We start from the raw sequence: 13,123 nt of genomic DNA on the forward strand, positions 1-13,123 counted from the left end.
GTTACGCCTCGAGGCGCTCGAGCCGGTCGACCTTCTGCAGCCCGCGTGGCAGCTTGCTGCCTCGCCGTCCGCGATCTCCCCGATAGTAGTCGAGCTCACCGTTCTTGAGCGACAGCTTGCGCTTGCCGGCGTGCACCACCAGGGTATCCCCTGGCGCCAGCACCACCAGGCCGCGCACAAACTCTTCGCGCCGGGCCGCCCGGGCGCCGGGAATATCCAGCATCTTGTTGCCCTTGCCCTTGGACATCTCCGGCAACTGGTCCAGCGGGAACAGCAGCAGTCGGCCTTCATTGGAGACCGTGGCGACGGTCAATTCCTCGGCCGCCGGCAGCTCCACCGGGGGCAGCACGTTGCAGCCCTTGGGCAGGCTCAGCACCGCCTTGCCGGAACGGTTCTTGCCGGTCAGGTCCTCGAGCCGCGCGACGAAGCCGTAGCCGCCGTCGGAGGCCAGCAGGAAGCGGGCATTCCCCGGCGCCAGCATGACGCCGGCCATGTGCGCGCCGGCCACCACGTTGACCTTGCCGGTGACCGGCTCGCCCTGGCCGCGGGCACTGGGCAGCTGGTGGGCCGGCAGGGTATAGGCCCGGCCGGTGTCATCGAGCAGTACCAGCGGCTGATTGGTCTTGCCTCGCGCGGCCAGATGGAAGGCGTCACCGGCCTTGTAGGACAACCCGGAGGGGTCGATGTCGTGGCCCTTGGCGGCACGAATCCAGCCCTTCTCGGACAGCACCACCGTCACCGGATCGGCGCCTACCAGCTCGACCTCGGACAGCGCCCTGGCTTCCTCACGCTCGACGATCGGCGAGCGGCGCTCGTCGCCGTGCTCCTCGGCGGCCTTGCGCAGCTCCTGCTCGATCAGGTCGGTCATCGCCGCCTCGTTGCCGAGCAGCTCTTCAAGACGCTTGCGCTCCGCCTCGAGCTCGTCCTGCTCGGTGCGGATCTTCATCTCCTCGAGCTTGGCCAGGTGGCGCAGGCGCAGCTCCAGGATCGCCTCGGCCTGACGGTCGGTCAGACCGAAGGCCGCCATCAGCGCGCTCTTGGGCTCATCCTCCTCGCGGATGATGCGGATCACCTCATCGATATTGAGGTAGGCGATCAACAAGCCTTCGAGCAGGTGCAGGCGATCGTTGACCTTGCCCAGCCGGTGCTCGAGGCGACGGCGCACCGTGGTGCGACGGAAGTCGAGCCATTCACCGAGCAGCTCCGGCAGCGGCATCACCCGTGGGCGGCCGTCGAGGCCGATCACGTTCAGGTTAACCCGCACGTTCTTCTCGAGGTCGGTGGTGGCGAACAGGTGCGCCATCAGCGACTCGATATCGACCCGGTTGGAGCGCGGTTCGATCACCAGACGGGTCGGCTCCTCGTGGGTCGACTCGTCGCGCAGGTCGGCCACCATGGGCAGCTTCTTGGCCTGCATCTGCGCCGCGATCTGCTCCAGCACCTTGGCCCCGCTGACCTGGTAGGGCAGCGCGGTGATCACCACCTGGCCCTCTTCCTGCTCGTAGCGGGCGCGCATCTTGACGCTGCCGCGACCGCTCTCGTAGAGCTTTCGAAGGTCCGCGCGCGGGGTGATGATCTCCGCCCGGGTGGGAAAGTCCGGGCCAGGCAGGTGCGCCATCAGGTCGGCGGTGGTGACGCCGGGATTACGCAGCACCTCGCAGGTGGCCTCGACCACCTCGCGCACATTGTGCGGCGGAATATCGGTGGCCATGCCCACGGCGATGCCGGTGCCACCATTGAGCAGCACGTGGGGCAGACGTGCCGGCAGCACCACCGGCTCGTTCATGGTGCCATCGAAGTTGGGCGCCCAGTCCACGGTGCCCTGGCCGAGTTCGCTGAGCAGTACCTCGGCGAACTTCGACAGCCGCGCTTCGGTGTAGCGCATGGCGGCGAAGGACTTGGGATCGTCCGGGCTACCCCAGTTGCCCTGGCCGTCCACCAGCGGATAGCGATAGCTGAACGACTGGGCCATCAGCACCATGGCCTCGTAGCAGGCGCTGTCGCCGTGGGGATGGAACTTGCCGAGCACGTCGCCGACGGTACGCGCCGACTTCTTGTACTTGGCGTTGGCGTTCAACGCCAGCTCGCGCATGGCGTAGATGATGCGCCGCTGCACCGGCTTCATGCCGTCGCCGATATGGGGCAGGGCCCGGTCGAGAATGACGTACATCGAATAGTCGAGGTAGGCCTTCTCGGTGTATTCGCGCAGGGACAGTCGCTCGACGTCGCCCTCCGCCACCTCAATGTCCAGAGTCATGATCCCTCGTTCTCAATCCTGGTCGCCTGAACCGACGACGTGAAATCCGGGAGCGTCACTGCGTGCAAGTCACCGCGATGGCGGCCCGTCACACTTCGATATCCGCCAGGTTGCCGTAGTCCTCGAGCCAGCTCTTGCGGTCCGAGGCGCGCTTCTTGGCCAGCAGCATGTCCATCATCTCCATGGTGCCGTCGCCCTCCTCCCGGGTCAGCTGCACCAGCCGCCGGGTCTCCACCGCCATGGTGGTCTCGCGCAGCTGCAGCGGGCTCATCTCGCCAAGGCCCTTGAAGCGCTGCACGTTGGGGGTGCCGCGCTTGCCTTCCAGCTTGCGCAGGATGGCCGCCTTCTCGCTCTCGTCCAGGGCGTAGTAGACCTCCTTGCCAAGGTCGATGCGGTAGAGCGGCGGCATGGCGACGAAGACGTGGCCGGCGTCGACCAGTGACGGAAAGTGGCGCACGAACAGCGCACACAAAAGGGTGGCGATGTGCAGCCCGTCGGAGTCGGCATCGGCGAGGATGCAGATCTTGTGATAGCGCAGCTTGGACAGGTCGGCACTGGCCGGGTCGGCGCCGATGGCCACGGCGATGTCGTGGACCTCCTGGGAGCCGTAGATATCGTGGGAGTCGACCTCCCAGGTGTTGAGGATCTTGCCGCGCAGCGGCAGGATCGCCTGGGTCTCGCGGTTGCGCGCCTGCTTGGCGCTGCCCCCGGCGCTGTCACCCTCGACCAGAAACAGCTCGCTCAAGGCCGGGTCCTGGCCACTGCAGTCGGCCAGCTTGCCGGGCAGCGCAGGGCCGGAGGTGACCTTCTTGCGCGCCACCTTCTTCGAGCTCTTCTGGCGCCGCTGGGCGGCGCTGATCACCAGCTCAGCCAGGGCCTCGGCCTGGTCGACGTGGTGGTTGAGCCACAGCGAGAAGGCGTCCTTGACGACGCCGGAGACGAAGCCCGCCACCGTGCGTGACGACAGCCGCTCCTTGGTCTGGCCGGCGAACTGCGGATCGAGCATCTTTACCGACAGCACGTAGGCGACCCGCTCCCACAGGTCCTCGGCGGTCAGCTTGACCCCGCGCGGCAGCAGGCTGCGGTACTCGCAGAATTCCTTGAGTGCCTCGAGCAGGCCGGAACGCAGGCCATTGACGTGGGTACCGCCCTGGGCGGTGGGGATCAGGTTAACGTAGCTTTCCATCAGCGAGTCGCCACCTTCGGGCAACCACTGAATCGCCCAGTCCACCCCCTGCTCGTCGTCGGCGAAGTGACCGACGAAGGGCGAGCTCGGCAGCACCTCGTAGCCGTCGGTGGTCTGGGCCAGATAGTCGCGCAGACCGTCCGCGAACTGCCAGGTGGTGGCGGTGCCGTCGGCTTCCACCAGCTCCACCTTGAGCCCGGGGCAGAGTACCGCCTTGGCCCGCAGCAGGTGCTTGAGCCGCCCTACCGCCAGGTTGGGGCTATCGAAGTAGCTGGTATCCGGCCAGAAGCGCACCAGGGTGCCCTTGGCACGCTTGGCCGCGGTGCCGATGACGTGCAGGTCCTCGACCTTGTCGCCGTGCTCGAAGGCCATGGCGTGGCGCTCGCCGTCGCGCAGGACCTCGACCTCGAGGCGTCGCGACAGGGCGTTGACCACCGACACCCCGACCCCGTGCAGACCGCCGGAGAAGCGGTAGCTCGACGAGGAGAACTTACCGCCGGCGTGCAGCCGAGTCATGATCAGCTCGATCCCCGACACCCCGTGCTCCGGGTGAACGTCGATGGGCATGCCGCGACCGTTGTCCGTCACCTCGATGCCGCCGTCGTCCCGCAGTACCACGCGGATCTCGTTGGCGTGTTCGGCGAGCGCCTCGTCGACGCTGTTGTCGATGACCTCCTGGACCAGGTGATTCGGACGGGAGGTGTCGGTGTACATGCCGGGGCGCTTGCGAACGGGCTCCAGCCCGGAAAGCACCTCGATCGAACTGGCACTGTATTGGGTCATGCGTGGTCCATCATCAGGATGACTGGGATCGTCTTTGCGCCGTCGACTGAACGGCTCACTCGGCCGGTACCGGCGCCACTCGCCCGGGCGCCAGGGCGTGACCACCGTGGGCGAACACCGCCGGCAGGTAGTCGGCCAGGGCATTGAAGCCGTGCTCGCCGCCGGGATGCAGGATCGCCTTGGCCCCACGGTAGGCGGCGAAGGCGTCGGCGCTGTCCAGCGTCTCGTCCTCGGTCACCAGCAGCAGCAGATAGCGCCCGGGTGTCACCACCTCCGGCGTCATCTCGGCGATCTGGTCGCGGTGGCCCTGCTCGACCACGAAGCGCTCACCGGTGTAGGCGTTGACGAAGCTCTCGCCGAGCATGGTGTCGACCAGCCTGGCCGGTCGCACCGCCGGATTGACCAGTACCGCCGGCAGCTCATGGCGCTCTGCCAGCACCGTGGCCAGAAAGCCGCCCATGGAGCTGCCCATCAGCATCGGGCTGGGCCCCAGCCGGGGTAACAGCGATTCGGCGAGCCGCAGGGCGTCGGCCGCCTGCGAGGACAGGTCCGGGGTCTCGCAGGGAAGCCCCAGCTCCGCACAGGCGGCCTTGATCAGCCGCGCCTTGGGCGAGGCGCCGGCACTATTGAATCCATGCAGGTAGAGCACGCCGCTCGCTGCGGCAGCACTCGACGCTGTTGATGGGCTCAGCATAACGGAAAACCTGTATAAATGGCCAGTTTTCGACCCTCCCCTGCGCCTGCAGGGGCGCTGTCGCCATCACGCATGCCAACGGCCATCAGTCCCGCGCGGCTTGCCAGGTGGCCTCGATCAGCCCACGGGTGGAGTCATCCATCGCCTCCAGGCCCTGGCGCCCCTCGATGATGTCACGGGTCTCGTTGGCGATCTTCTTGCCCAGTTCAACGCCCCACTGGTCGAAGGGATTGATGCCCCAGATGGTGGCCTGGACGAACACCTTGTGCTCGTAGAGGGCGATCAACGCGCCCAGGGTCTGCGGGGTCAACCGCTCCAGCAGCAGGGTGGTCGAGGGCTGGTTGCCACGATAGCGCTTGTGCTCGGGCCTGGGACCGTCATCGGCGATGGCGTCGTCTCCGAGCATCAATACACGGGACTGGGCGAAGCAGTTGGCCAGCGTCAGCCGGTGCTGGCCCATCAGGTGCTCGCGGGTGGCCGGATCCTCGACGTCATCGTAGCGGGCCAGCGGCGCGATAAAGTCGCACTCCACCGCCTGGGTGCCCTGGTGCAGCAACTGGTAGAAGGCGTGCTGGGCGTTGGGCCCGAGCTGGCCCCACAGCACCGGACAGGTGGAGTAGTCGACGATATCGCCGTCGTTGGTCACCGACTTGCCGTTGGACTCCATCTCGAGCTGTTCGAGGTAGGCAGCGAAGTATTCCAGGCGTCCGTCGTAGGGCAGAATCGAGTGGGCACGGATATCCAGGAAGTTGTTGTTCCAGATACCGGCCAGCGCCAGCAGCACCGGCAGATTGTCCTCGAGCGGCGCCTTCTGGAAGTGCACGTCCATGGCGTGGGCGCCGGCCAGGAAGTCGCGGAAGCCGTCCATGCCGATGACCAGGGCGATGGGCAGGCCGATGCCACCCCACAGCGAGTAGCGCCCGCCGACCCACTCCCAGAACTCGAGCTGGTGGTCGCAGGCGATGCCCCACTCGGCCATCTTGTCCGGGCTTGCCGAGACACCGATAAAGTGCTGGCGCAGCACCAGTTCGCGATCCACGCCCTCCTGGCGCGCCTCGACCAGCCGGGACAGCAGCCAGTCCCGCGCGGTGTTGGCGTTTGACAGGGTATCGATGGTGGTGAAGGACTTCGACGACAGCACGAACAACGTGGTCTCGGGGTCGAAGCGCATCAGGTAGTCGACCAACTGGGAGCCGTCCATGGTCGAGGCGAAGTGGACCTCGACCGGATGGGTATCCGCCGGGCGATAGTCGGCCAGGGCGTGGGTCACCATCAGCGGCCCCAGGTCGGAGCCCCCGACCCCCAGGTTGACCACGTCACGGATCGGCTTGCCGGTGGCGCCGCGCCACTGGCCGGAATGGAAGCGCTCGACCATGGTCGCCATCTTGTCCAGGGTGGCGTGCACCGCCGGCACCAGATCCTCGCCTTCGACCACCAGAGACGCATCCTGCGGCAGACGCAGCGCGGTATGCAGCGCAGGACGGTCCTCACTGACGTTGACCCGCTCACCGGCCAGCAGCCGACGGATGGCGTCGGGCACGCCGGCCTCGTCGGCCAGCGCCAGCAGATCCTCGAGGGTCTGCTGGTCCCAGCGCTGCTTGGACAGGTCGAGTTTCAGCCCCGCAGCCTCGTGGCTGAAGGTGGCAAATCGCCCGGCATCCTCGCGAAACATGTCGCACAGGTGGCGCTTGCCGACTTCCTGTGCCTTCTGCTTCAACGCCTGCCAGGCCGGCGTTTGATCGATCGATGGCATGATTCCTCTCCTTGGGCCCTGTCTGGTGGGCAAAGCTGGGCCGAACGGCGACGGCAAGCCTCATCGTGCAGCCTGACCGCGGGGCGCGTACAATCACTCCCCCCGAGCCCGACAACACTGGCAATCCATGAGTGACGCATCTTACCGTGACGCCATCTTTTCCACACCCCTGGACAAGGTGGCGCGCTTTTCGTTCGACGAGCGGGTCGTCGCCTGCTTCCCCGACATGATTCGCCGATCGGTCCCCGGCTACGGCCAGATCCTCGGCATGCTGGGGGTGATCGCCGAGCGCCACCTGCGCCACGGCGCCCACGTCTATGACCTTGGCTGCTCGCTTGGCGCCGTGGGCCTGGCGCTGGCCGGCCAGCTACCCAGGGACGCCTTCAGCCTGACCGGGGTCGACCTGTCCCCAGCGATGGTCGAGCGCGCCCGCCAGACCCTCGAGCACGAGTGCCCCGACCACGCCATCGAGGTGATCGAAGGCGACATCCGCCACCTCGACTACCGTCCCAGCGGCATGATCGTGTTGAACTTCACGCTGCAGTTTCTGGCCCCGGAAGACCGCGACGGTGTACTCGAGAAGCTCTACCAGGCGCTGGAGCCCGGCGGTGTATTGATCCTGTCGGAGAAGATCAAGGCCGGTGACGAACAGGACAATGCCTGGCTGGTGGAGCGCTATCACGACTTCAAGCGCGCCAATGGCTACAGCGACCTGGAGATCAGCCAGAAGCGCAACGCACTGGAGAACGTGCTGGTGCCCGACACCCTGGAGCAGCACCACCAGCGCCTGGCGCGGGTAGGCTTTGCGCGCTCGCTGACCTGGTTTCAGTATCTGAATTTCGCCTCCATGGTGGCCTTCAAATGATTCCCGAGCATCAGCGCGATGTGTACCGCGCCTTTCTCGAGCAATCCTTCCGCCACGCCGGCATGGGCGACTGGCTTGCCCGCCTGCCCGAGCAGTTCGCCCGTGGCCTCGACCGCCAGCGTCACGGCGACCTGCCGGCCTGGGAGAAGGCGGTGGCCAAGCTGCCGGCGCTGCCCGACAAGCGCCATGTCCAGCTCGATCGCGACGAGGTCACGGTCGAGCTGGAGCTTGATGACAGCCGTCGTCGCCAGAGCGAGAACCTGCTGCGCGCGCTGATGCCGTGGCGCAAGGGCCCGTACCGGCTGGCAGGCATCGCGATCGATACCGAGTGGCGTTCGGACTGGAAGTGGCAGCGGCTGGCGCCGCACCTGTCGCCGCTGCGCGGTCGACGGGTGCTCGACGTGGGTGGCGGCAACGGCTATCACGCCTGGCGCATGGCCGGCGCCGGCGCCGACTTCGTGCTGGTGATCGATCCCTCACCGCGCTTCTACTGGCAGTTCCAGGCGGTCAAGCACTTCGTCGGCGATGCCGACGGCGGGCGCACCCACTTCCTGCCGGTGGGCATCGACGATGTGCCCCAGGGCCTGGGCTTCTTCGACAGCGTGTTCTCCATGGGCGTGCTCTACCACCGCCCTTCCCCCCTCGACCACCTGATGCAGCTACGCGACGCCCTGCGTCGGGGCGGCGAACTGGTGCTCGAGACGCTGGTGGTGGAAGGCGACGAGACCCGAGTGCTGGTGCCGGGCGATCGCTACGCGGCGATGCCCAATGTCTACTTCCTGCCATCGTCGCGCGCCCTGGTGGGCTGGCTCGAGAAGGTCGGCTTTTGCGACGTTCGGGTGGTGGATGAAGCCCCCACCAGCCTGGAGGAGCAGCGCTCCACCGACTGGATGACCTTTCAGTCGCTGGGTGACTTCCTCGACCCCGAGCGCCCCCACCTGACCCGCGAGGGACACCCGGCCCCGCGTCGGGCCGTAGTGATCGCGACGCGCCCAGCCTGATTCCGCGCCCCCTCTGCCCCCCCTGCCCCCATAACGCGCGACGCCCCGCTGATCCAGTCAGCGGGGCGTCGTCGTCAGGGGCTGTGTCAGGGGCTGTGTCAGGGGCTGTGTCAGGGGCGGTGTCAGGGGCGGTGTCAGGGGCGGTGTCAGGGGCGGTGTCAGGGGCGGTGTCAGGGGCGGTGTCAGGGGCTATGTCAGTGGCGGATCCGCGTCAGACGAAGTCCAGCACCATGAAATGGGGGTTGTCGACCAGCACTTCCATGCGGGTAATGTCGTCGAGCACTATCATGCGCTCGCCGCGCTCTGTCTTCAGCGACAGACACTCCTCGCGATCCTCGTTGAAGGCGGTATCCAGTGCCTCGCCGTGCTTCTCGTCACCGTCTCGCAGCGACAGCTTGACCGGAAAATGGTACAGGCAGGCGATTTCGATATTGTCATAGAGATGGCAGGCCACCATGTTCGTGCCCTCCCTGCTTCCGTGGGGGAATGGAAGACGTCGTCATGACGTCACACGCGACGCATCCTGCCTTTGGTCTAGCCCAGGCACCAGCCCGCCACCATCTAGCTGCTCAGTTGGAGTTAAATCCATCGGAAAGCACTAGTATCCTGATTCAACCAGGCCACTGAGACGCCGCTGTTACTGTGCTCTTTCAGTGCTCATCTGACAGCGGCCCCTGCGCCGTAGCGCAGGGGCCGCTGTTGCAGCGAACCAACGATGGTGAAGCCGGTCGCGGACGTCAGCGCTTGAGCAGCTCGCGCACGTCCTTGGCCTCCCAGTGGGGGAAGTACTTGCGCACCAGGGCGTTGAGTTCCAGCTCGAAGCCGGCCCAGTCGACCTGCTCGGCAGCGCCGCCTTCGACACTGGCCGCACCGCGAATCATGCCGGCGCCCACGGTGACGTTGGTCAGCCGGTCGATGACGATAAAGCTGCCGGTGCCAGGCACCCGCGCGTAGTCATCGATGGGCACCTCTGCGGTCAGCGCCACCCGGCAGCGGGCGATGGCGTTGAGCTCGAGTCGCTCGGCGCCATGACGCTCCAGGCTGTTGACGTCGACCTGATAGTGGATGGCGTCGACGTGGCCTGCCACGGCACGCCCGGCCATGCGGATATCGTACTGACGCCCAGGCTCGAGGGCGTCGTCGTGCATCCACACGATGTCGGCGTCGAAAGCATTGGACAGGGTGATGTCCGCGTCCGCCGCCACCAGCCAGTCGCCACGCGAGATATCGATCTCGTCTTCCAGGGTTACGGTGATGGCCTGGCCCGGGTAGGCGTCGTCAAGATCGCCTTCGAAGGTGACGATGCGCTCGACCCGGCTGAGCTTGTTGGAAGGCAACGCCTTGACCGCCTGGCCGGGACGCAGGATGCCCGCCTCCAGGGTGCCGGCGTAGCCACGGAAGTCGAGATTGGGGCGATTGACATACTGCACCGGGAAGCGCAGATCGCTCAGGTTCTGGTCGTGGCTGACCTCCACGGTCTCCAGAAGCTCCAGCAGCGCCGGGCCCTGGTACCAGTCGAGGCGCTCGCCGCGATCGACCACGTTGTCACCCTTGAGCGCCGACAGCGGCACGAAGTGAATGTCGCTGGCGTCAAGCTGCTCGGCGAAGGCGCGGTAGTCGGCGACAATCTCGTCGAAGCGCGCCTGGGAGTAATCGACCAGGTCCATCTTGTTGACCGCGATGACCAGATGCTGGATGCCCAGCAGGTCGGCGATGAAGCTGTGACGACGGGTCTGGGTCTGCACGCCGTAACGGGCGTCGATCAGGATCACCGCGAGGCCGGCGGTGGAGGCACCGGTGGCCATGTTACGGGTGTACTGCTCGTGCCCCGGGGTGTCGGCGATGATGAACTTGCGCTTGTCGGTGGAGAAGAAGCGATAGGCCACATCGATGGTGATGCCCTGCTCGCGCTCCGACTGCAGACCGTCGACCAGCAGCGCCAGATCCACCTCTTCGCCGGTGGTGCCCTTGGTCTTGGAGGCCTGGGTGATGGCCGCCAGCTGGTCGTCGAAGATCATCTTGGAATCGTGCAGCAGGCGACCGATCAGGGTCGACTTGCCGTCATCGACGCTGCCGCAGGTGATGAACCGCAACAGGTCCTTGTTTTCGTGCTCGTGCAGATACTGCTCGATGTTGTCAGCAATCAGACTGGACTGGTGAGACATGCTGTACCCCTGATGGTGACCCGACGTCGTGCTGGACGCCGGGCCCTTGATCTGTCATCTGCGTCCTCGCTCCGGATCACTGTCGGCCGGAGCAAGGCGCGTGGCTGCGTGCGGTCGGTGCCGGCGTCAGAAGTAGCCTTCGCGCTTCTTCTTCTCCATGGAACCGGCCTGGTCATGATCGATGGCACGGCCGGAGCGCTCGCTGGTACGGGTCAGCAGCATCTCCTGGATGATCTCCGGCAGGGTCTGAGCCTTAGACTCCACCGCACCGGTCAGCGGATAGCAGCCCAGGGTGCGGAAGCGCACCCACTTCTGCTCGGGCTCTTCGCCCTCGGCCAGGGGCAGGCGCTCGTCATCGACCATGATCTGCATGCCGTCGCGTTCCACCACCGGGCGCGGGGCGGAGAAGTAAAGCGGCACGATGTCGATGTTCTCGAGGTAGATGTACTGCCAGATATCCAGCTCGGTCCAGTTGGACAGCGGGAAGGCACGGATCGACTCGCCCTTGTTGATGCGGGCGTTGTACAGATTCCACAGTTCCGGACGCTGGTTCTTGGGGTCCCAGCGGTGGTGGCGGTCGCGGAAGGAGAACACCCGCTCCTTGGCACGGCTGGCCTCCTCGTCGCGGCGGGCGCCACCGAAGGCGGCGTCGAAGCCGTACTGGTCCAGCGCCTGCTTGAGGGCCTGGGTCTTCATCACGTCGGTATAGCCGCTGGAGCCGTGGTCGAAGGGGTTGATGCCGGCGGCACGACCTTCCTCGTTGGTGTGGACGATCAGCTCCATGCCCGCTTCCTTGGCCATGCGGTCGCGGAAGGCGATCATCTCGCGGAACTTCCAGGTGGTATCCACGTGCATCAGCGGGAACGGCGGCGGGCCAGGATGGAAGGCCTTGCGCGCCAGGTGAAGCATCACCGAGGAGTCCTTGCCGATGGAGTAGAGCATCACCGGGTTCGAGAACTCGGCGGCCACTTCACGGATGATATGGATGGACTCCGCCTCGAGCTGCTTGAGGTGGGTCAGTCGCTTCGGCGTGAGCGACGCCTGGGCGGCGCGCTCACGGGCTGGTGCGGAAAGGCTGGTCATGGCCGGACACCTCGCATGACGGGAAAAGTGGAGATGTCAGCGAGGATACTGCGGGGCGAGTAATAACGTAAAAGAATTAATAACTATCTTTTTAGAACCAAGCGTAAGACTCCTAGATATCGACGCGCTCCACCCAGGTCTGCCACTCTCCCTCTCGTTTCAACTCCACCACCCGGTAGCCGGGGCGCGACGCCTCGTCCACGGCGAAGTCCTCGCTGCCGGGCAGGAACTGGTCAGAGGTGGAGGGACAGGCGTAGACGTCGACCCGTCCATGGGCCAGAGACATCACGCCGTGGAAGGCCTGATGCACGTGACCGCACAGCACCATCTTCACCTGAGGATAGCCGTCCAGCACCTCCCAGAAGCCGTCGGCATCTACCAGGCCCAGGGCGTCGATCCAGGCGCTGCCCACCGCCAGCGGCGGATGGTGCATGGCGATCAGGGTCGGCCGGTCGTCCTCGGCCAGACGCGCGCCGAGCGCGGCCAGGGCCTCTTCTCCGAGCTGCCCGGTGGCCTCACCGACAAGCTGGGTGTCGAGCTGCAGAAGCCGCCAGTGGCCGGCCTCGACCTCGGGCAGGATGTCCCGCTCGGCGCCCATCAACGCCACGTCGTCGTGATTGCCGGGAATCCAGAACCAGGGACAGTCGAGCTCGCTCAATCGCTCGGTGGCGAGCCGGTAGGCGGCCTCGGACTCGTCCTGGCTGATGTCACCGGTGACCAGCACCAGGTCCGGGCGGTCGGCGTCCACCGCCTTGACCACCGCCTCAAGCTGATGGGCGGGCAGGCCTCGGCGCGAGCGCGCCATCGGGTCGGCGTACAGGTGGCAATCGCTAATCTGGATCAGGCGCATGGAGATCTCTCGACGGGCGGCAACGGCGAACCGGCTCAGGGCAACTGCGGCAGATCCAGCGAGTGGCCGTGGGCCAGCCCGTGATCGAGCCATTCGCCGAGGAAGCGATTGATCTGCAGCTTCTCGTCGGGCTGGTGCATATGCGCGTTGGGATAGCGGTAGCGGCCATCGAAGTGGCGCCGGCGCTGAAAGTCGGTGACCTCGGCCATGCGCACATCGTGATAAAGGTGCACGCGCATGCGCGGGCTGTCGATGACGCCGTCGAGGATACCCTCCTGGCTGACGCGAATGATGCTGGTATAGGGCGCCAGCTCTTCGACATGCAGACGCAGGGCACCGAGTCGACGCTCGCCGTTGAGCAGTTCGACCTCGCGACTTTCGCCCTCTTCCAGCTCGCCCAGCAGGCGCGTCAGGCGGATGTAGTTGGCCGTGCACTCGCTCTGCAGGGTGCGCAGATCGGTGACGTAGGCGCTGCGTTGGGTCACG

General features: G+C 66.1%; 11 protein-coding genes. 2 read left to right on the forward strand and 9 right to left on the reverse strand.

From position 1 onward, the window contains the following. Position 1: 1 nt before the first annotated feature. The 4 genes from parC to pgi all read right to left on the reverse strand — a co-directional run bounded on the left by parC (position 2) and on the right by pgi (position 6,673). Entirely contained in the window at positions 2-2,257 is a 2,256-nt protein-coding gene (gene parC, locus NFH97_RS03665; RefSeq protein ID WP_349624443.1) for a DNA topoisomerase IV subunit A, read from the reverse strand. An 88-nt stretch (positions 2,258-2,345) separates the two neighbouring features. Further along, entirely contained in the window at positions 2,346-4,226 is a 1,881-nt protein-coding gene (gene parE, locus NFH97_RS03670; RefSeq protein ID WP_045994516.1) for a DNA topoisomerase IV subunit B, read from the reverse strand. A 55-nt stretch (positions 4,227-4,281) separates the two neighbouring features. Beyond that, entirely contained in the window at positions 4,282-4,920 is a 639-nt protein-coding gene (locus NFH97_RS03675) for a YqiA/YcfP family alpha/beta fold hydrolase (RefSeq protein ID WP_108131440.1), read from the reverse strand. An 85-nt stretch (positions 4,921-5,005) separates the two neighbouring features. Continuing rightward, a complete protein-coding gene (pgi, locus tag NFH97_RS03680; protein ID WP_045994518.1) occupies positions 5,006-6,673 on the reverse strand; it encodes a glucose-6-phosphate isomerase in 1,668 nt (555 codons plus the stop codon). A gap of 127 nt (positions 6,674-6,800) precedes the next feature. Between pgi and cmoA the strand changes: the two genes are divergently transcribed. Next, the gene (gene cmoA / locus NFH97_RS03685; protein ID WP_108131439.1) at positions 6,801-7,538 is read left to right on the forward strand and encodes a carboxy-S-adenosyl-L-methionine synthase CmoA; all 738 of its coding nucleotides are present in this window, start codon (positions 6,801-6,803) and stop codon (positions 7,536-7,538) included. Further along, positions 7,535-8,539: a tRNA 5-methoxyuridine(34)/uridine 5-oxyacetic acid(34) synthase CmoB gene (cmoB, locus tag NFH97_RS03690; protein WP_045994520.1), complete on the forward strand. Its 1,005-nt coding sequence runs from the start codon at positions 7,535-7,537 to the stop codon at positions 8,537-8,539. The genes cmoA and cmoB overlap by 4 nt, the downstream gene beginning before the upstream one ends. A gap of 211 nt (positions 8,540-8,750) precedes the next feature. Here cmoB and NFH97_RS03695 read toward each other — a convergent pair whose 3' ends face one another. From NFH97_RS03695 to NFH97_RS03715, 5 genes are all read right to left on the reverse strand, one after another. After that, positions 8,751-8,996, reverse strand: a complete 246-nt coding sequence (locus NFH97_RS03695) for a Rho-binding antiterminator (RefSeq protein ID WP_045994521.1) — start codon at positions 8,994-8,996, stop codon at positions 8,751-8,753. Between the two features lie 280 nt (positions 8,997-9,276). Further along, positions 9,277-10,704: a sulfate adenylyltransferase subunit CysN gene (cysN, locus tag NFH97_RS03700; protein WP_349624444.1), complete on the reverse strand. Its 1,428-nt coding sequence runs from the start codon at positions 10,702-10,704 to the stop codon at positions 9,277-9,279. A 126-nt stretch (positions 10,705-10,830) separates the two neighbouring features. Beyond that, positions 10,831-11,787: a sulfate adenylyltransferase subunit CysD gene (gene cysD / locus NFH97_RS03705; protein WP_045994523.1), complete on the reverse strand. Its 957-nt coding sequence runs from the start codon at positions 11,785-11,787 to the stop codon at positions 10,831-10,833. A gap of 112 nt (positions 11,788-11,899) precedes the next feature. After that, positions 11,900-12,637 (reverse strand): metallophosphoesterase, encoded by a 738-nt coding sequence (locus NFH97_RS03710; protein ID WP_222515553.1) that lies wholly within the window; start codon positions 12,635-12,637, stop codon positions 11,900-11,902. 35 nt (positions 12,638-12,672) lie between these two features. Beyond that, the gene (locus NFH97_RS03715) at positions 12,673-13,122 is read right to left on the reverse strand and encodes a DUF1249 domain-containing protein (RefSeq protein WP_045994525.1); all 450 of its coding nucleotides are present in this window, start codon (positions 13,120-13,122) and stop codon (positions 12,673-12,675) included. Between the last annotated feature and the right edge of the window lies 1 nt (position 13,123).

Source organism: Halomonas sp. SCS19 (genome assembly GCF_040147015.1).
GTDB classification, from domain to species: domain Bacteria; phylum Pseudomonadota; class Gammaproteobacteria; order Pseudomonadales; family Halomonadaceae; genus Halomonas; species Halomonas litopenaei.

Excerpts from the sequence above, each read along its gene's own strand:
- cmoA (WP_108131439.1), top strand. The coding sequence starts at position 6,801 with ATGAGTGACGCATCTTACCGTGACGCCATCTTTTCCACACCCCTGGAC.
- cmoB (WP_045994520.1), top strand. The coding sequence starts at position 7,535 with ATGATTCCCGAGCATCAGCGCGATGTGTACCGCGCCTTTCTCGAGCAA.
- cysN (WP_349624444.1), bottom strand. The coding sequence starts at position 10,704 with ATGTCTCACCAGTCCAGTCTGATTGCTGACAACATCGAGCAGTATCTG.
- cysD (WP_045994523.1), bottom strand. The coding sequence starts at position 11,787 with ATGACCAGCCTTTCCGCACCAGCCCGTGAGCGCGCCGCCCAGGCGTCG.
- parE (WP_045994516.1), bottom strand. The coding sequence starts at position 4,226 with ATGACCCAATACAGTGCCAGTTCGATCGAGGTGCTTTCCGGGCTGGAG.
- NFH97_RS03675 (WP_108131440.1), bottom strand. The coding sequence starts at position 4,920 with ATGCTGAGCCCATCAACAGCGTCGAGTGCTGCCGCAGCGAGCGGCGTG.
- NFH97_RS03710 (WP_222515553.1), bottom strand. The coding sequence starts at position 12,637 with ATGCGCCTGATCCAGATTAGCGATTGCCACCTGTACGCCGACCCGATG.
- pgi (WP_045994518.1), bottom strand. The coding sequence starts at position 6,673 with ATGCCATCGATCGATCAAACGCCGGCCTGGCAGGCGTTGAAGCAGAAG.
- NFH97_RS03695 (WP_045994521.1), bottom strand. The coding sequence starts at position 8,996 with ATGGTGGCCTGCCATCTCTATGACAATATCGAAATCGCCTGCCTGTAC.
- parC (WP_349624443.1), bottom strand. The coding sequence starts at position 2,257 with ATGACTCTGGACATTGAGGTGGCGGAGGGCGACGTCGAGCGACTGTCC.